Raw genomic sequence first — 18,493 nt, 5'->3', positions numbered from 1 at the left:
CCATCCCACGAGGAGATCGATCATGCGCCGTCGATTCGTACCCATGCTGTACGCGGGCTTCCTGCCGCTTCTGTTCGCCGCGTGTTCCACCTCGCCCGCCGGCGCCAGCGGCCAGCGCACCGTGCAGGACGGCGAAAGTTTCGCGATCGCGCACGGCGAACAGGTCGCGCTTCCCGACAAGAGCACGCTGCGCTACGTCAAGCTCGTCAACGACTCGCGCTGCGCACCGGACGTGCGGTGCGTGTGGGCCGGCGACGCGGAAGTCGAATTCGAATGGACAGGCGGCTCGGGCAGCCCGCAGTCCTTCATCCTGCACACCGGCCGTGGCGATCGCAGCAAGGATCTCGACGGCCGCCGCGTGACGCTGGAATCGCTGGCGCGCGGTGCCGATCCGCAAGCCCAGCTGCGATCGGAACCCACGCCTTAATTCCAAGATCGACCTACGGGACGATTCGTTGCGCGGCTCCCCATGCGCGGCGTTGCATGAAGTGCGATCCTGACGCCCTTCTTCCCCTCGGGATTCCGGCATGACCACTATCATTGCTCCCCGCGTCCATGACCTGGGCGGTTTCGAAGTCCGCCGCGCCGTGCCGACACTCCAGGCACGCAGCGTCGGTCCGTTCGTGTTCGTCGATCACATGGGGCCGGCGGTGTTCGAACGCGGGCGCGGCATCGACGTGCGCCCGCATCCGCACATCGGCCTGGCGACGGTGACGTTTCTGTGGAGCGGCACGATCACGCATCGCGACACGCTCGGCTCGGACCAGGACATCACGCCCGGCGACGTCAACTGGATGACCGCCGGCCGCGGCATCGCCCATTCCGAACGCACACCGCTGACGTTGCGCGAGCACGAGCATCCGGTGCACGGCATGCAGACCTGGGTCGGCCTGCCGAAGCCGGACGAGGAAACCACGCCGTCCTTCCATCACCATCCCGCCGCGACGCTGCCGCGCATCGCGCGCGGCGGCGCGTCGCTGCGCCTGATCGCGGGACGTGCCTACGGCGAGGAATCGCCGGTGCGTGCCTTCAGCGAGATCCTCAACGTGGCCATCGATCTCGAGCCGGACGCGGAAACCACGATCGATGCCGACCACGTCGAGCGCGCGCTCTACATCCTCGAAGGCGAAGCCCAGCTGGACGGCGCCGACATCCCGCAACGCCACCTGATCGTGCTCGACCCCGGCAGCCGTGCCGTGCTGCGCGCGAAAACGCCACTGAAAGCTATGCTGTTCGGCGGCGAACCGCTCGATGGCCATCGCCACATGTGGTGGAACTTCGTGTCCTCGTCGCAGGAACGCATCGAGCAGGCCAGACAGGACTGGCTCGAAGGCCGTTTCGGCAAGATCGCGGGCGACGACGAGTTCATTCCGCTACCGGAACGCTAATTCCGCGATTCCGCCTTCCACTCATGCCGCTTGCTGGCGCGGGGCTCCCGCGCCAGGATGATCAGCCATCCGCTCCTTGAGTCGGATGCGCGCGCAGCCAGGTCACCAAGGCATCCAGTTCGCGCTTCTTTTCTTCGTTCAGAAGTTCGGGATCGGTCACGAAAAGATATTCCTCGAACGTCGCGTTCTGCGCGTTCTTGGCCGCGGCGTTGGCGCCGGCCTCCAGCAGATCCATCGCGCGTTGCGGCCTGTTGATCAAGCCGGCGACGTGCAAGGCGGTATTGCCGCCATGATCGGGATGGTCGGGGTTCGCGCCCGCGGCGAGCAGCATCTTGAACTGATCGGTGCGATCGCCCATCAAGGCGGCGCTCAACGGCGTCGCTCCGTTTCCGGCGTCCGGAACGTTGGGATCGGCGCCGTGCGAGAGCAAGGCCTGGAGGTAGACAGGATCGTTCGCCGCCGCCGCCATGTGCACGACGGTGCTGTCGTCGACTCCCGTCTGCGCCGGATCGGCCCCCGCATCGAGCAGGATATTCATCGCCGACACGTTCTGGTTCAACAGCGCCCATTCGAGCAGCGTGACGTTCTGATCGCCTCTCGCGGCCAGATCGACTTTCGGCGCGAGTTGCCGCACGCGCGCATCGTCCTTCGCGGTGATCGCCTCGGCCAGTTCCGCGACCGACGGGTCTTCGAATATTTCGCGAATATCAATGCTTGCCATATCCAATTCCTGCTGTTGTCATGCCCCGAAACAGCGACGTGTTCCGGCGAGATCGTACACGGTCCTGCCACCTGGGTGACGGTTCAAAGATGCGGCCCTTGCCGGTGCTGCGACAGATCCTGCGCCGCCGCGATGTGCGGCGCCTGGTCACGGGCCTGCATGAATTCCAGGATGCTCTGCTGCAACGGTTGCGCCAACGCTCCTGCCGTGTTCATGGAAACCCGCTGATGCGCCGGGCTCTGCAAATCGCCCTGTAGGACGAAGAAATCCTTGCCGTTGAGACTCGGCATGATGCCGTCGATGCGCTCCAGCCCGTTGGCGTTGGCGACGACCATTGCCGCCGCCGCGGCATTCTGCAGTTCCCGCGGGTTCTTGATGTTGAATTTCTCGGGACCGGTCGCCTCGATCGCCTGCAGTGCCTGCTTGTAGAGCGGATCGGAAGAACCGAGCATTTCCATCGCACGCATTCTCGCGAGCGGATCGAGATACGGCGTGAGCCCGTCGATGACGTTCGACATGAAATGGGATTTGACGTCATGCACGGTCTTGTTGCCCGGCACGTACGACACCAGACCTTGACGCGGATTCGGATCGTCCAGCTTGATCTGATGACCAAGCGCGGTGGGCACCCAGCCCTGCCAATTTTCCTGCGTCCTGGTGAGGATTTCCTCGGCCACGGAATAGGCCCTGACCTGCCCGCCCTTGAGTATGTCCCGGACCTTTTCGGGATTGAGTCCCAGATCCGTGAGGGTCTTGTCGTGCACGCCCGCCGCATTGAAGGTGATCGCCGTATTGCCGGTCACCGCGGACGCCAGCGCCGCCTGACCGCCGCCCTTCGAATGTCCGACGAAGATCAGATCCTGTCCGTACGCTTTCTGCGCCAGCTTGGCCAACAGGACGCTCTCGTTGTGCTGAGGCGAATCCAGTCCGGCTCCCTGCTTGAGATTGGTCAGCCAATCCCTGGCCGAACTCGTGCCCTTGTACGCGAGAATGCCGCCCAGGTCCGGATCTTCGTACAGACGTGCCTGGAATCCGCTTCTCGTGGACATCATGCTGGGATCGATGCCCAGTCTCGCCAGCCTGTCATCACCCACCGGCCTCCAGGTGAGCATCGGGTTGATGGCGGGCGATCCATAGACTTCCTTCGAGAGCAAGGCGCATGTCATGTCCGCCAGCTTCGGCTCGACACCGCGGAATTTGCTCGCCAGGGAAACCGCCGAGCTCGTTCCCAGGTCGAGCGCCTCGAGGTTTCGCGCCAGCGGGAGGGCGGTGCTCGCTCTTGGTACGGCTGCATCGGCTGCACCGAGCGTGGCTCTCCATAAAGTTTGCCTCGCCATCTCGAATTCCCCTTGCCTTGGTTTGCGCTCAGTTGCGGGACGATAAGGTCACGGTGTTTTTTCTGCCGTGACGGAGGATTCATTTTTCAATCGGCGCAAAGTCCGCGCGGTCAGTCATCGGCTTCTCGCGACAGTCATTGGCGATGCCAAAGAATCACCATGCTCATTGAAAAACGGCGCACCGAAGGGTAGTCGCATGATCGCGACTACGCTCGGTGCGCCAAAAAGAAAACCAGCTAGTTAGACCGACATCGTGCGCCGCTGTTCGCGCTCGCTCTGCAGATGCTCGGGCTGTGGCGACTGCAGCTGCGCCGCGCTCTGTTCCATTGGCTGCGTGCGCGCCTTTTCTGCATCGACGAACACACGTCGATGCCCCGGATCGCTCAGGTCTCCGGCGATCAGGAAGAAGCCGCTGCCATTGCGATCCGGCACGAGATGGTCGATGCGATCGAAGCCATTGTTCTTCGCCGCCAGCGCGGCGCTCGCGGCGGCGTTCTGGACATCCTGCTCGCTGCGCAAGCCGAGAGCGGCCATATCGGTTTTCTGCAAGCCACGCAACGACTGGTCGAACAACGCATATCCGGGGTGATTGGGATCGGCGAGCGACGCTCCAGCGGAACGCGCACCGCTCGCTCCGTTGTCGGAGAGCACCGTGCCGCGATCCTGCGACCATTCCGGCTTCGCCAACGCCATCGCACTGATCACGGCATCGATGTAGTGGTTCTTGACGTCGTGCTTGATGTCGCTGATCGGATTCAATTTCTGCCAGAAATTCTGTGGATTCGGATCGGGCAGCTCGATCTTGTGACCGACCGCGTCCGGCATCGCCCACTTCAAGGGGATGCTCTTTTCCTGCAGGTCGGTGAGGATTTCGTTCTTCACCGCGTATCGTCGGACCAGGCCATCCTCGGCATACTCCTTGACCGCATCGGGATCGAGACCGAGACGACGGATCGTCTTGTCGTGCACGCCGGAGGCGTTGAATGTCACTGCGGGAATACCGCTGGCGATCGCCGCGGCGCCGGCCAGACCGCCACCGAGCGAGTGTCCGGTGATGACGACTTCGTCGCCGAAAGCCACGCGCGCGTCCTTCGCCAACGCCATGGCCTGGTTGTACTGTGCATCCTCGAAGCCGAGGCCCTGGCGGAAATTGGTCAGCCAGTCCTTGCCTTCGTCGGTGCCCGAGAACGCCAGCACGTAATGGCCCTTGCCATCGCCGTAGATCAGCGAACGGAAGCCCGAGCTTTCATCGTGCAATTTGTTCGGGTCGATGCCCACCGCTTTCAGCTGGTCGTCGCTCAAGGCGCTCCAGCCATCGACGTTGGTCGGACGATCGCGACCGTAGTGATCGTCGTACAGATCGGCCATGAGCTTCGCGAGCGTCAGGTCGATCTCCTTGGCATCCTGGCCACGCACCTGCGAAGCGAACGAAGGGCCTTCACCGGCCGCGGGAATACTGGTCTGCTGGCTCATCCTGAAATCTCCCCTTATGTCCTTAAAAGTTGTCGAGACTAGTTTTGTTACCGGAGATCGCCACGCGGCGTCTCCGGTGCTGTGAATCAATCCCCTTCCACCGGAATTCCGTGTTCGCGCAGCCAGGCCTGGACGGCCTCGCGATCACGCCGGCTCTCGTCCGTGAGCAGGTTGACGGGGGTCATGTTGAGATAACGCTGGAAGGTGGCGCCCTGCGTGTTGCGCGCGACCGGATCGGCGCCGGCCAGCAATAATTCGAGCGCATGCCCGGATTCGTTGATCTTGCCGGCCACGTGCAACGCGGTGTTGCCCTGGCGGTCGACGTGGTTGGGATTCGCGCCCGCCGCGAGCAATGCCTTGAACTGGATGGGACGCTCGCCCATCAGCGCGGCGCTTAGCGGCGCGGCGCCGGTCTGGCTGTGCGGCGTGTCGGGATGGGCGCCATGCGCCAATAGGGTTTGCAGGTAGATCGGGTCTTTGGCCATCGCCGCGAGATGCACGACGTTGCTGCCATCGATGCCTGTCTCGGCGGGATCCGCGCCGGCGACGAGCAGCGCGTTCAAACCCTTCGGACTCTGATTCAACACCGCCCATTCGAGCAGCGTGACGTTCTTGTCGCCATGCGCCTGCAGGTTGGTGCCCTGTGCCAGGCGCTGCACGCGCGCGGCATCGCCTTCGGCGACCGCCTCGGCCAGTTCGGCCACGCGCGGATCGGCGAATATCTGGTGAACATCCACTTCCGTCATCTTCTCACTCCTCCTGAGCGCAGCTCGAAGCTGCCGGCAAGGCCGACATCATAAGCATGGACTTCGGTACGAACGAGACGGAATGACCACGTCCCGCGTCCCTGATCCCCACACGGCCTCCATGCCGCGATGTGATGAGGATAGCAAGCTTTCAAAGCCGTTGTGAACTCCGTGACGGCCTTCACGTAACAGCAACATTCTCACCCTTTGTTTGGATTAGGGTTTGCACCGGCCGGTTGGCGGCTTTTCCACGGGGGTTCCCTCAATGCAACTTACGAAACGGTTGGCGGCCGAATTCCTCGGCACCTTCTGGTTGGTGCTGGGCGGCTGCGGTAGCGCGGTATTGGCGGCCAAGTTCGGAGGCGACGGCAATCCGCTCGGCATCGGACTGCTCGGCGTCTCGTTGGCCTTCGGCCTGACGGTGCTGACCGGCGCCTACGCGTTCGGCCACATCTCCGGCGGACACTTCAACCCTGCCGTCACCTTCGGCCTGTGGGCCGGCGGACGGTTCTCGGTCAAGGACGTGGTGCCCTACGTCGTGGCCCAGGTGGTCGGCGCGATCGCCGCGGGCTGGGTGCTGTTCCAGATCGCCAGCGGCGCGAGCGGCTTCACCATCGACCCGACCTCGGCCGGCGCCTTCGCCACCAACGGCGTCGATGCCTTCTCCCCCGGCGGCTACTCGGCCGCGGCCGGCTTCCTCACCGAAGTCGTGCTGACCGCGGTCTTCCTGATCGTGATCATGGGCGCCACGCACGCACGCGCACCGGCGGGCTTCGCCCCGATCGCGATCGGCCTGGCCCTGACCCTGATCCACTTGATCAGCATCCCGGTCACCAACACCTCGGTGAACCCGGCCCGCTCCACCGGCGTGGCCCTGTTCGTCGGCGGCGGCGCCGTCGCGCAGCTGTGGCTGTTCTGGGTGGCGCCGATCTTGGGTGGATTGATCGGCGGGATCATCTATCGGTGGTTGGGCAACGAGCGCGCTTGACATCCCATGTCGGTTCACGCAAAAGCCACGCCCATGGGCGTGGCTTTTTTCTGCGTGCCACTTAAATACTCAACAGATCGGAATATTTCGATATCAAGCCATGGCCAAGAAGGAAATCCCCCTCAAAATCCCAGGGGAAAACGACTGGATAGGCTACGAATCAGATCTAGACGTGAAGTACGCCCATCGACTGATGTATGGCAAAAGCAACGAAGAGATACTGCATTTATTCGGCGGCACCCAATCGATTGATCGCGCAGACGAACTCCTGTTCATGCCCAGGCGCGCATTTCAATACTACATATTTGCATTCGCGCAGTATCTGATGTCTTCAGAAGCCAAAGGGAATTCGGATGCAGCCAGCCCGTTTCTGAGACTTCTCATTGCACGTGAAGAGCGCGACCCAAGCAGCGTCTCCATGATCTATCGGAAGCTGCAGCCGATTGTGGATTATGTCGCCACCCATCAAGAGTGGTTCGATGCGGACCCAGACATCTATGGCAGTTTCCTTGAACTCGGAACGCGACTTCACGAATTGTGTGAAGTCACATGACACCCAAGCAAAAGAATCAGCTATCGAACAACAGCTTCCGAATCAGCGCTAGATACAAACTTGGCAGCGCCTCAAGATCCCCCACCGCCACATGCTCATCCACCTTATGGATGCTTGCATTCACCGGCCCCACCTCGATGCACTGCGCCCCAAGCGGCGCGATGAAACGCGCATCGGAAGTCCCGCCGCCCGTGCTTTCCTCGGGCTGCGTACCCGCATAGCCAGCGAGCACCTCGCGCGCCGCCGCACGCAACGGACCTTCCGGCGTATAGAACGGTTCTCCTCCACGATGCCAATGGATCGAATATTCGAGTCCATGCGCGCGCAGAACCGCTTCGCACTCGCCTTCCAACCGCGCCGCATCCCAGTTCGGGTTGTAGCGCAGATTGAACAGCACCTGCAGCTCGCCGGGAATCACATTGTTGGCCCCGGTACCGGCATGCGCATTGCTGATCTGCAGACTGGTCGGCGGAAACGTCTCGAAACCTTCGTCCCAGCGGCGCGCGGTGAGTTCGGCCAGCGCCGGCAATGCCTGATGGATCGGATTGCGCGCCTTCTCCGGATAGGCCACGTGCCCCTGCACGCCTTTCACCGTCAACGTCGCCGACAGCGTGCCGCGCCGACCGACGCGCAGTAGATCGCCGAGCTTTTCCTTGGAAGAAGGCTCGCCGGTGATGCACCAATCGATGCGTTCGCCACGACCACGGAAGGTCTCGGCGACGCGGCGCACGCCGTCGATCGCATCGCCCTCCTCGTCCGAGGTCAGCAGCAGCGTGACCGTACCGGGATGATCCGGATGCGACGCCACGAACTGCTCCAACGCGACCACGAACGCGGCCACGCTGCCTTTCATGTCGGCCGCGCCGCGTCCGTACAACACATCATTGCGGATCGTCGGTATGAACGGACCACTCGTCCAGGCTTCAGGCGGTCCCGGCGGCACCACATCGGTGTGCCCGAGCAGGACGAGCACCGGACCGCCATTGCCGTGCGTCGCCCAGAGATTGTCGACGGCGCCGTAGCGCAGATGCTCACAGACGAAACCGGCCTGTTGCAGCCGCTCAGCGATCAGGGACTGACAGCCGGCATCCTCCGGCGTCACCGAAGCGCGCTGGATCAGCGCCTGGGCAAGTTGCAGCACGTCGGTCATGGCAATGCCTCGCGGAAACCTCTCATCGGAAACGACCCTCAGATTCCGAACCGTTTCTTGAAGCCGTTGTCGCTGAAGCCTTGCGTGACGACGCCGTCGTCGGTCACCACCACCGGACGCCGGATCAGCTGAGGATATTCGCGCAACAACAGCTTCCACTCGGATTCCGAACCCGGCGACTTGCGGTTGTCCGGCAACTGCCGCCAGGTCGTCGAGGACTTGTTGATCAGCGCGTCGAAACCGCCGACCTGGCGCGCCCATTCCACCAGCGTCTCCGGCAAAGGCTTGTTGTCGCGATAGTCGACGAATTCATAGGCCACACCGAAACGGTCCAGCCACTTCGTCGCCTTCTTGCAGGTATCGCAGTTCTTCAGCCCGTAGAGCGTGGTCATTGCGCATGACCCCGCAACAAATCATTGACCGAAGTCTTCGCCCGCGTCTTCGCATCGACCTGCTTGACGATCACCGCGCAATACAACGAGTGCGAACCATCCGCCGCCGGTAGCGAACCCGCCACCACCACGCTGCCCGGCGGCACGACGCCATAGGAAATCTCCTTGGTCGCACGGTTGTAGATGCGCGTCGACTGCCCCAGGAACACGCCCATGCCGATCACGCTGTGATGGCCGACGATCACGCCCTCGACCACTTCCGAGCGCGCGCCGATGAAGCAATGGTCCTCGATGATCGTCGGCGAGGCCTGCAGCGGTTCGAGCACGCCGCCGATGCCGGCGCCACCGGAAATGTGGCAATCCTTGCCGATCTGTGCGCAGGAACCGACCGTCGCCCAGGTATCGACCATCGTGCCGGGGCCGACATGGGCACCGATGTTGACGAAGCTCGGCATCAGCACCACGTCCTTGCCGATGTGCGCGCCGCGGCGCGCGACCGCGCCGGGCACGACGCGCACGCCGAGCTTGCGGAAGGCATGTTCGTCATAGCCCGCGAAGCGCGCCGGAATCTTGTCCCAGAACGGCGCCGGATCGGCGTCGACGACTTCCATCTCCTGCGTGCGGAAATACAGCAGCACGGCCTTCTTGAGCCATTCGTTGACGGCCCAGCCGCCCTTACCGTCCGGTTCGGCGACGCGGAATTCGCCGCTTTCCAGGCCGTCGATCACGCGCTCCACGGTCGGACGCGTCGAACCGTCGATCTCGTCCGGCGTCAGCATCGTGCGCCGTTCCCAGGCGCTTTCGATCATGAATTTCAGTTCGTCGGCGCCGGGTGCCTTTGGTGCGACTTTCTTTTTCGGCGTCTTCTTCTTCACGGATTCGGGGGCCGTCTTCTTGGCGCTCCGGGGGGGACTCATGGGGGAGATTCTCCATCGATATGGACTAACAATGCGGTATGCAGCGCCGCGCAGGCGGTATCGTCCAATGCGCGGTTGCCGGTGTCACTGATACGGAACACGTCCTCGGCTCGCTCGCCGAAAGTGGCGATGCGCGCGTCATGTACGCGCACGCGTTGGCTGCGCAGGGCGTGGGCGATGTCGGCGAGCAGGCCGGGGCGGTCGTTGCAGATCAGACTGAGCACGGTGTTGCGGCCGTCGGGCGCGGCATCGAAGGTGATGCGCGGCGCGAGACGGAAATGGCGCAGATGACGCGGCTGCGCCCGGCGCGCCGGCTGGATGCGATCGAGCGGGCCATTGAGCGCTTCACGCAGGCGGTTTTCGATGCCACGGATGTCGGGCGTGGCGCGCGCATCGCTCGGCAGCACCTGGAAATTGTCGAAGATGGTGCCGCCGGGGCCATCCAGCGCACGCGCCTGCTGGATCGCCAGGCCGAGCCGGTCGAGCGAGATGACGATCGCCGCGAACAGGCCGTCGCGATCGGGCGAATGCACGAAGACTTCCAGCGCATGATCGCCCGCAGCGAGCGAACGCACCGCCACCGCGATCTCGCCGGGTTCGCAGTTGCGCAGCGCCAGCGCCTGCCAGGCGATCTGGTCGGGGCGCGCACGCAGGAAGCTGTACTCGGGAAAACGTCGGAACAGGGCATCGATTTCCGCGAAGCCGACCTGCTGCAGCGCGAGCATGCGGCGTGTTTCGGCGCGCGTCTCCTCGATGCGCTCGGCGGCAGCGACCGGATGCTCCAGCCCCTGCCGCAAGGCCAGACGCGTGGAGATGCGCAGATCGGCGAGCAGGCGATCCTTCCATGCGTTCCAGAGTTTCGGCGACGTGCCGGCGATGTCGGCGCAGGTGAGCAGATAGAGATAATCCAGCCGCTCGCGATCGGCGACTTCCGCGGCGAAGCGATGGATCACCGCGGGATCGGAGATGTCCTGCTTCTGCGCCGTCACCGACATCAGCAGATGCTTGCGCACCAGCCATTCGACCAGCGCCGTGTCGCTGTCGGACAAGCCGTGAGCGAGACAGAACTCGCGCGCATCGTCGGCGCCGAGTTCGGAATGATCGCCGCCGCGTCCCTTGGCGATGTCGTGGAACAGCCCCGCGAGCAGCAGCAGTTCCGGCCGGCGCAGCGTCGGCCACACTTCGTGCGCCATCGAGAAACGTTCGTCGGCGGTACCGGAGGAGAAGATGGCGAGATTGCGCAGCACCGCCAGCGTGTGCTGATCGACGGTGTAGACGTGGAACAGGTCGAACTGCATGCGCCCGGAGACCTGCGCGAACGCAGGCAGCCAGCGTCCGAGCACGCCGAGCCGTGCCATACGTTCGAGCGTCTTCACCGGTCGCGGACCACGCAGCAGCGCCATGAAGGCATCGCGCGCGCCCTGCCCTGTCGTGTCGTAAGCCGGCAGCTTGGGCAGCGCCTCCGCGAGAGCACGCGCTGTCTGCGAATGCAGGCCGCGCAGGCTGTCGTGCGCGGCCCATGTCGCGAACAAGGCGAAAACCTCGTCGGGGCTCGTATATGCGCCGCTGTCGTGCGGCCACTGCGGATCGGTGGCGGCGAGATAGTCGCGGCGCGATTCGAAGCGCAGTTCCGTATGCGGGGTGTCGAGCGGCTGCGGCGTCGCGGCACCGTCGAAGTGCTCCTCGAACCGTTGCAGCAGGCGCTCGCTGATCCGGCGCACGATCGCGGCGCTGCGGTAGAAGCCCTGCATCATCTGCTCAACGCCGAGATTCTGCGCGTCATCGGCGAAGCCGAGATGCGCGGCCAGCGCTTTCTGATAATCGAAACCGAGACGTTCCTCGTGCCGGCCGGCCACCAGGTGCAGACCGTAACGCAGGCGACCAAGATTGCGGCGCTCGCGCTCGAGCGCGACGGCCTCGTCGGCACCGAGATGGCCGAGGCCGATCAACGGTTCCAGCTCGCGCACGCCGAAGCTGCGCAAGGCCATCCAGCCCAGGGTGTGTAAATCACGCAAGCCGCCCGGGCCATCCTTGAGATTGGGTTCGAGGTTGTCGGAGGTGTCCCCGAAACGCGCGTAGCGTTTGCGCTGCTCCTCGACTTTCGCCAGGAAGAACGCACGCGCCGGCCACACCTTGTCGGGCGCGATGGCTTCGGCGAGCGCGCCGCGATCGGCGTCCCGCGCCACCAGCGGACGCGCTTCCAGCAAGGCGGTCAGCACGGTCTGATCGGCCGCCGCCTGCGTGCATTGCGCGAGCGAGCGCACGGCGTGGCTCGCCTGCAAGCCCGCGTCCCAGAGCGAGGCGAAGAAGCGGGACACGTGATCGCCGTAATCGAGCTGTGCGTTTTCGTCGGCCAGCACCAGCAGATCGATGTCGGATTGCGGAAACAACTCACCGCGTCCATAGCCGCCGACCGCGAACAGCGCCAGCGGGGAATCCTCGGGAATGCAGCGCGACCAGGCCTGCCGGATCAGTTCATCGACGGCGCGCGCACGCAGCGCCACCAGCCGTTCCACGCGCTCGCCCTGATCGAAGCGCTTCGCCAATCGCGCATCGGTTTGCGCGAGCGCGGCGCGCGCCTCCTGCGCCCACTGCGTCTCCGCGCTTGTCGCCGCATCATCGGAGACGGCAGTCTTCATGTGATGCGCGCGCTTCCGCAAAAGCCCGCACACCTCGCCGCGCGGATGGCACGGCTGCGATCTGCGGGCTTCTCGCTAGAGCTCATTGTCGTCGCCCGGCAATCGGGTGAGGATCTCCACGCCGGTCTCGGTCACCGCCACGGTGTGCTCCCACTGCGCGGACAGCTTGCGGTCCTTGGTCACCACGGTCCAGCCATCGGGCAGCACCTTGGTGTAGCGCGAACCTTCGTTGATCATCGGTTCGATGGTGAAAGTCATGCCCGGCTGCAGCACCACACCATCGCCGGGGCGGCCGTAGTGCAGCACCTGCGGTTCGTCGTGGTAGACCTTGCCGATGCCGTGTCCGCAGTATTCGCGCACCACGCTGAAGCGTTCGCCTTCGGCGTAGCTCTGGATGGCGTGACCGATGTCGCCGAGCGTGGCGCCCGGCCGCACCATGCGGATGCCGCGGAACATCGCCTCGCGCGTAACTTCCACCAGTCGCTTCGCCATCACCGAGGGCGTGCCGGCGTAGTACATGCGGCTGCTGTCGCCGTGCCAGCCGTCCTTGATGACGGTGACGTCGATGTTGACGATGTCGCCTTCCTTCAGCACCTTCGCTTCGCTCGGGATGCCGTGGCAGATCACGTTGTTGACGGAAGTGCAGATGGTCTTCGGATAACCGCGATAGCCGACGTTGGCGGGGATCGCCTGCTGCACGTTGACGATATGGTCGTGGCAGATGCGATCCAGCTCCTCGGTGGTGACGCCGGGCTTCACGTGCGGAGCGACGATCTGCAGCACTTCGGCGGCCAGACGGCCGGCGATGCGCATCTTCTCGATCTCGTCGGGAGTTTTGAGTTGTATGGACATGCCGGGATTATCGCCGATCGAGTCAATGCCTGAATGGACTCGTGCCTTTGCGGCAGGAACCGCGCTTCAGGCGGCAGAGTTCATTCCCGCGCTCGCTGTCATCTGGGCCGCGCGCCGGGCGTCTCCCACGGTGGCCGCATCCCTGGCTGGCGGGTGGCATGAAGCGAAATAGTTAATTTTTCGTCAAAAAGTGACGCATTTGGAGCTTTAGCCCCCTAAAATCACCAATTTTCCGGCCTTTAAAATCAGCTAGTTACAATCTGTTTTCATAAAGCGTGAACTTGATCAAACTGAATCAACAAGTTACAGAGGCAGATTCCTGTCGTTGATGACACCCTCGCAACATCCGGCATTGAAAAATGCCGCCGGTGCGACACGGACGCAGGCACTGGCATGCAACGTGCTTCGAATCCGGTTACCCGGCAATTCCGCCGGCCCGCACCCCGGTTCATGGCTTCGGAGACTCCAATGCGTCTGCTGACTTCCACCCTGCTCGCCACCGCCCTGCTCGCCGCCGGCAGTCAGGCGTTCGCCGCGGATACCACCACCTTCAACGTCAAGATCACGATCCTGAAGGCCTGCACGATCACCGCCGCCGCCGCGACCGACGTCGATTTCGGCAGCGTCGCCAACGACTCGACCGCCAACGTCGACGCCAATGGCAGCGTCACCGCTCGCTGCAGTCCGCTGACGCCGTACAACATCGCGCTCAACGCCGGCCTCAATGCGTCCACGGCCAACGACGTGAACACCCGTCGCATGAAGAACACGGACGGCGCGGTCACCACCAACAATTTCGTCGCCTACCAGCTGTATCAGAACGCCGGACGCACCGCGGTCTGGGGCAGCACGGTCGGCACCAACACCCTGGCGGCTACTGGCACCGGCTTGAACCAGGCCTACCCCGTCTACGGCCGCGTCGCCAATCCGAGCACCAACAACGCCGCGCCGGGTGCCTACCTGGACACGATCACCGCCACGATCATCTACTGAGTAACGGCGCATGGCACGGAACGGCCATCGCCTCGGGGTGCCGCGTTTCCCGGCCGCACCATGCTTTCCGGCCGCACCATGCTTTCCGGCCGCGATAAGCGCGGCCGGTCTCCTGTGGCTGCTGGCCATTCTGTGGTCGGGGACAGCAGCCGCGGCCAGCCTCCAGGTCGCACCGACCTCGCTGACCATGCAGGGCCGCCAGAACGCCGACGTGCTGTGGCTCAGCAACAGCGGCAAGGCGCCGGTGCAGGTACAACTGCGCGTGTTCCGCTGGACGCAGGCCGACGGCAAAGAATCGCTCGATACCACCCATGATCTGGTCGTCAGTCCGGCGACGCAGACGCTGACGCCAGGCCAGAAACAGCTCGTGCGGATCATCCGCACGACACCGGAAGCGGTGGCGGCGGAAACGACCTATCGCGTCATCGTCGATGAATTGCCCACGGCGACTCCCGAGCGTCCGGGCCTGCAGTTCGTGCTGCGCTATTCGATCCCGATCTTCGTGGTGCCGGAAGGCGCGACAGGAACGCCCGCGCTCGAAACCCGCCTGATCAGCGGCGAGGACGGCATCGGCGTTCTCGAAGTGCGCAATCGCGGCACGCAACATGCGCAGATCGCCGATCTCGCTTATGGCAAGGATGCCCAGACCGCCTCACCGGTCATGCCTGGCCTGCTCGGATACGCGCTCGCCGGACAAACCATGCGCTGGCCGCTGAAATCTCCCGCCTCCCATTTCACGGGCGGCACCTTCATTGCGAGGATCAACGGTGCGGCCACTCTCCAGCCGTTGGCTTTGCAGGCTGCGCCCTGAGTTGCTGCTGCCGTCCGCCTTGTTGCTGACGGGGTTGCCCCAGAGTGCCGCTGCGGAAGAAAGCGCTCGACTGCTGGCGGATGTCACGCTCGATCCGGCGATGGCGCCCGCGCGTACCGATCGCGATGAAGAGTTGTACCTGCAGGTGACGCTCAACCAGAGCGACACCGGCCGGCTTTCCCGCTTCGTACGCGGCGCGGACGGGCGGATGCGCGCGAGCACGGCGACATTGCGCGAAATTGGTTTTGCCCTGCCCGGACGCGATCCGGCGGAGATGATCGATCTGGGCACGCTGCCCGGCCTGTCCGTGCGTTACGACGCGGCATTGCAACGCATCAGTCTCGATGCGCCGCTGTCGCTGCTCTCGCTCGACACGGCGGTGTTGAACCGGCCCTCGGGCGCCGCCTCGAATCCAGCCGGCGCCTCGCCCGGCATGCTGCTGAACTACGATCTGTACGCCAGCCACGAGCGCGATGCGAGCAACCTCACCGCCACCGCGGAGTTGCGCGTGTTCGGCATCGGCAGTGGCGTCTTCAGCAATTCGGCGGTCACGCGCGCCTATCGCGAGCGTACTGACGACGGGCACGCTTATAACGAGCACGGCCCCCGCGATGGAAACAACGGCTGGCGCGGCGAGACCGTGCGCCTGGACACCAGCTGGCAACTGTCGCTTCCCGATTCGGCGATCAGCCTCACGCTCGGTGACACCTACAGCGGCTTCCTCGACTGGACGCGCGCGGTGCGGCTCGGCGGCGTGCAGATCGGGCGCAACTTCGGCCTGCAGCCTTATCGCATCACCACGCCCCTGCCCGCCTTTCTCGGCGAAGCGGCGGTGCCCTCGGCGGTCGATCTGTACGTCAACGGCATCCGCCAGTACAGCGGCGAGGTGCCGGCCGGTCCATTCCAGCTCGCCACCGTGCCGGGCATCAATGGCGTGGGCAATGCGCAGATCATCGTCACCGATGCGTTCGGGCGCACGCGCACGATCGATTTTCCGTTCTATGCCACGCAACAACTGTTGGCCAAGGGACTGTCGGACTGGTCTCTGAGCGCCGGCGTGGTGCGCGAGGATTACGGCATCCGCTCCTTCTCCTACGCCAGCGAGCTAGTGGGCAGCGGCAACCTGCGCTACGGTGTCAGCGACAGTTTCACCTTCGAGGCACACGGCGAAGGCGGTGGCGGACTCGCCAACGCGGGGTTGGGCGGGCTCTGGCTGCTCGGACGCGCGGGCGTGCTCAACGCGTCCTACGCGCGCAGCGCGCTCGACGGCGCGCAGGGCGGACAGACCGCGCTCGGCTACGGCTGGAACGACAACCGTTTCAATTTCTCCCTCGAAAGCCAGCGCACGCACGGCGACTACCGCGACATCGCCTCGCTGTACGGATCGCCCCCGCCCGACATCAGCGATCGCGTGCTGGCCGGCGTCACCGTGCCGAGGCTCGGCAATTTCAGCGTCAGCTATCTGCGTCTGCGTTATCCCCGCACCGAACCGCAGGACGGCGAGGAAGTATCGGAGCAGATCGATTCGCGCTACGCCGGCCTGTTCTGGTCGCAGACGTTCCGGCGCGGCTGGGCGGCGAATCTGTCGTACAACCAGAACCTCGACGATCACGACGATCGCACTTTCTATCTCGGCATCAGCGTGGCGCTCGGCGACGATCGCCAGGCGAATCTGTCGCTGCAACGCACGGGCCAGCGCGACAACGCCGTCATCGACGTCTCGCGGCCCGTACCGGGCGATGGCGATATCGACCGCAGCTACGGCTGGCGCGTGCAGGCACGCACCGGCGACGATGGCGAAGGCGGTCTCGCGGAAATCGGCTGGATCTCGCCCTATGGACGCTACGGCGCGGGCATCGCCGGCTTCGACGGCCACAGTTATGGTTATGCCAGTGCCAGCGGCAGCCTGGTGTGGATGGGCGGTCATGCATTCGCCTCGCGCAACATCACCGATGCCTTCGCGGTGGTATCGACAGAGGGGCTCGCCGGCGTGCCGGTGAAGCTGGAGAACCGCCTGGTCGGGCATACCGATGCGGACGGCATGCTGCTGGTCACGCCGCTGCGCGCCTGGCAGGACAACAAGCTGTCGATCGACCCGCTCGACCTGCCCGCCAACCTGCGCATCGACCGCGTCGAAACCTTGGCCACGCCACGCGATCGCTCCGGCATCGGCGTGCGCTTCGGCATGAAGCCGGTGCGCGCGGCCGTGGTGATCCTGCACGATGCTTCAGGCGCGCCGCTGCCGCTGGGCAGCCGCGTGCATGCGTCGGGTCTGAACGAACCCGCCATCGTCGGCTACGACGGCGAGACCTATCTCGACACGCTCGACACGCACAACAATCTGCGTATCCAACTGCCGGATGGCGGATCGTGCGAAGTGAACTTCGACTATCCCGCCGACGGCCAGGCGATTCCCCGCATCGGGCCACTGTCCTGTAGGAAGGCGGCATCGCCATGATGTCATCCTGCCTGCGCCTGCTGTTCGCGATGCTGCTGCTTGCCGGGGGCACGGCTTTCGTACCGGCCGCGAAAGCCGCCACCACCTGCACCGCCACCTCTCCCTCCCTGGCGTTCGCCACGGTGTCGACGACTGGGAACACGGACGTCTCCGCGACATTCGATGTCACCTGCTCGACCTTCGGGCTCGCACTCCTCGCCAACGCGAAGGTGCGCATGTGCCTCAATATCGGCGATGGCGTGCAGGGCGGCGGCAACTTCAATCCGCGGCGCATGCTCAACACCAATAACGATGCCTTGCAGTTCCAGCTCTACACCAACGCGGCGCGCACGCAAATCTGGGGGTCGCTCGGCAACGCGACCATCCCCACTCCGCTGCAACTCGATTTCGACTACCCCGTGCCGCTGCTCGGCGGTAATCAGACCATCACGGTCACGATCTACGGACGCGTGCCGACACAGTTGTTCATCGCCGGCAACTACAACAACCAATTCACCGGCATCCATACCTCGCTCAACTATCGCTACAACGAAACCCTGCTCGGCACGGCCTCCTATCCGGCCAGTTGCACGTCCGGTGGTGGTGGCGGTGCCAATCCCACCGGCGCTTTCCCGTTCACGGTCACGGCCACCGTGCCGTCCAAGTGCCAGGCCTACACCACCACCGACCTGGATTTCGGCAGCGTCCCGGGCTTCATCACCAGCGATGTCGACCAGACCACGACCATCGGCATGACCTGCACCGGCCGCACCGCCTGGCAGGTGGGCCTCAACAACGGCCTCTACGCCAGTGGCAGCGTGCGCCGGATGAAACTGTCGACCTCGACGACTTACGTGACCTACGAGCTCTATCGCGATACCTCCCGCAGCCTGCGCTGGGGCAACACCCTGAACACCGACACCGCCCAGGGCACCGGGACCGGCACGCCGCAGACCCTGACCGTCTACGGCCGCGTTCCCGCCCCGCAGACCCCGGCGGCGGGGAGCTACAGCGACACCATCACCGTCACGATCACCTATTAGCCGGCCTCCGGGGCCTGAAGCCGGTCCAGGGATCGGTTTGCAGCGGAATCCCC

The 18,493-nt window shown here is 64.4% G+C and carries 17 protein-coding genes; 8 read left to right on the top strand and 9 right to left on the bottom strand.

Translation table 11 applies throughout. The features are described 5' to 3' along the window. The first annotated feature begins 22 nt into the window (after positions 1 to 22). A complete protein-coding gene (locus LG367_RS15950) occupies positions 23 to 427 on the top strand; it encodes a hypothetical protein (protein WP_226470257.1) in 405 nt (134 codons plus the stop codon). Positions 428 to 527: 100 nt separating this feature from the next. Next, positions 528 to 1,388, top strand: coding sequence for a pirin family protein (locus tag LG367_RS15945; RefSeq protein ID WP_226470256.1), 861 nt, complete (start codon positions 528 to 530; stop codon positions 1,386 to 1,388). 61 nt (positions 1,389 to 1,449) lie between these two features. Here the strand turns inward: LG367_RS15945 and LG367_RS15940 are convergent, their stop codons facing one another. The 4 genes from LG367_RS15940 to LG367_RS15925 all read right to left on the bottom strand — a co-directional run bounded on the left by LG367_RS15940 (position 1,450) and on the right by LG367_RS15925 (position 5,665). After that, positions 1,450 to 2,109, bottom strand: a complete 660-nt coding sequence (locus LG367_RS15940) for an ankyrin repeat domain-containing protein (protein ID WP_226470255.1) — start codon at positions 2,107 to 2,109, stop codon at positions 1,450 to 1,452. 83 nt (positions 2,110 to 2,192) lie between these two features. Next, on the bottom strand, positions 2,193 to 3,263 hold the full coding sequence (locus tag LG367_RS15935; protein ID WP_226470254.1) for a Tle-like phospholipase domain-containing protein: 1,071 nt from the start codon (positions 3,261 to 3,263) through the stop codon (positions 2,193 to 2,195). Positions 3,264 to 3,686: 423 nt separating this feature from the next. Then, positions 3,687 to 4,919, bottom strand: a complete 1,233-nt coding sequence (locus tag LG367_RS15930) for a Tle-like phospholipase domain-containing protein (protein WP_226470253.1) — start codon at positions 4,917 to 4,919, stop codon at positions 3,687 to 3,689. Between the two features lie 86 nt (positions 4,920 to 5,005). Continuing rightward, entirely contained in the window at positions 5,006 to 5,665 is a 660-nt protein-coding gene (locus LG367_RS15925; protein ID WP_226470252.1) for an ankyrin repeat domain-containing protein, read from the bottom strand. 265 nt (positions 5,666 to 5,930) lie between these two features. On the opposite strand from LG367_RS15925, the gene aqpZ reads away from it, so the two are divergent. After that, positions 5,931 to 6,653 (top strand): aquaporin Z, encoded by a 723-nt coding sequence (gene aqpZ, locus LG367_RS15920; RefSeq protein WP_226470251.1) that lies wholly within the window; start codon positions 5,931 to 5,933, stop codon positions 6,651 to 6,653. Positions 6,654 to 6,753: 100 nt separating this feature from the next. Next, on the top strand, positions 6,754 to 7,206 hold the full coding sequence (locus LG367_RS15915) for a hypothetical protein (RefSeq protein WP_226470250.1): 453 nt from the start codon (positions 6,754 to 6,756) through the stop codon (positions 7,204 to 7,206). Between the two features lie 16 nt (positions 7,207 to 7,222). On the opposite strand, the gene dapE is transcribed toward LG367_RS15915, so the two are convergent. The 5 genes from dapE to map all read right to left on the bottom strand — a co-directional run bounded on the left by dapE (position 7,223) and on the right by map (position 13,156). Continuing rightward, positions 7,223 to 8,356, bottom strand: coding sequence for a succinyl-diaminopimelate desuccinylase (dapE, locus tag LG367_RS15910; protein ID WP_226470249.1), 1,134 nt, complete (start codon positions 8,354 to 8,356; stop codon positions 7,223 to 7,225). Between the two features lie 38 nt (positions 8,357 to 8,394). Further along, entirely contained in the window at positions 8,395 to 8,748 is a 354-nt protein-coding gene (locus LG367_RS15905; protein ID WP_226470248.1) for a Spx/MgsR family RNA polymerase-binding regulatory protein, read from the bottom strand. After that, complete coding sequence (gene dapD / locus LG367_RS15900; protein ID WP_226470247.1) at positions 8,745 to 9,665, bottom strand: 2,3,4,5-tetrahydropyridine-2,6-dicarboxylate N-succinyltransferase; 921 nt, start codon at positions 9,663 to 9,665, stop codon at positions 8,745 to 8,747. Before dapD ends, LG367_RS15905 begins: the two co-directional genes overlap by 4 nt. Then, the gene (gene glnD / locus LG367_RS15895; RefSeq protein ID WP_226470246.1) at positions 9,662 to 12,304 is read right to left on the bottom strand and encodes a [protein-PII] uridylyltransferase; all 2,643 of its coding nucleotides are present in this window, start codon (positions 12,302 to 12,304) and stop codon (positions 9,662 to 9,664) included. The genes dapD and glnD overlap by 4 nt, the downstream gene beginning before the upstream one ends. Before the next feature lie 75 nt (positions 12,305 to 12,379). Further along, positions 12,380 to 13,156 (bottom strand): type I methionyl aminopeptidase, encoded by a 777-nt coding sequence (gene map / locus LG367_RS15890; protein ID WP_226470245.1) that lies wholly within the window; start codon positions 13,154 to 13,156, stop codon positions 12,380 to 12,382. A gap of 468 nt (positions 13,157 to 13,624) precedes the next feature. Between map and LG367_RS15885 the strand changes: the two genes are divergently transcribed. From LG367_RS15885 to LG367_RS15870, 4 genes are read left to right on the top strand one after another with little or no spacing between them, the layout of a single operon-like run. After that, positions 13,625 to 14,149, top strand: a complete 525-nt coding sequence (locus LG367_RS15885; protein WP_226470244.1) for a Csu type fimbrial protein — start codon at positions 13,625 to 13,627, stop codon at positions 14,147 to 14,149. Positions 14,150 to 14,159: 10 nt separating this feature from the next. Further along, on the top strand, positions 14,160 to 14,960 hold the full coding sequence (locus LG367_RS15880; RefSeq protein WP_226470243.1) for a fimbrial biogenesis chaperone: 801 nt from the start codon (positions 14,160 to 14,162) through the stop codon (positions 14,958 to 14,960). 1 nt (position 14,961) lies between these two features. Then, positions 14,962 to 17,418, top strand: coding sequence for a fimbria/pilus outer membrane usher protein (locus LG367_RS15875; protein WP_226470242.1), 2,457 nt, complete (start codon positions 14,962 to 14,964; stop codon positions 17,416 to 17,418). Continuing rightward, a complete protein-coding gene (locus tag LG367_RS15870) occupies positions 17,418 to 18,440 on the top strand; it encodes a Csu type fimbrial protein (protein ID WP_425490993.1) in 1,023 nt (340 codons plus the stop codon). The genes LG367_RS15875 and LG367_RS15870 overlap by 1 nt, the downstream gene beginning before the upstream one ends. Positions 18,441 to 18,493: the final 53 nt, after the last annotated feature.

This window comes from Luteimonas panaciterrae (genome assembly GCF_020511115.1).
GTDB classification, from domain to species: domain Bacteria; phylum Pseudomonadota; class Gammaproteobacteria; order Xanthomonadales; family Xanthomonadaceae; genus Luteimonas; species Luteimonas panaciterrae.
This window is presented reverse-complemented; position numbering and strand designations above follow the sequence as displayed.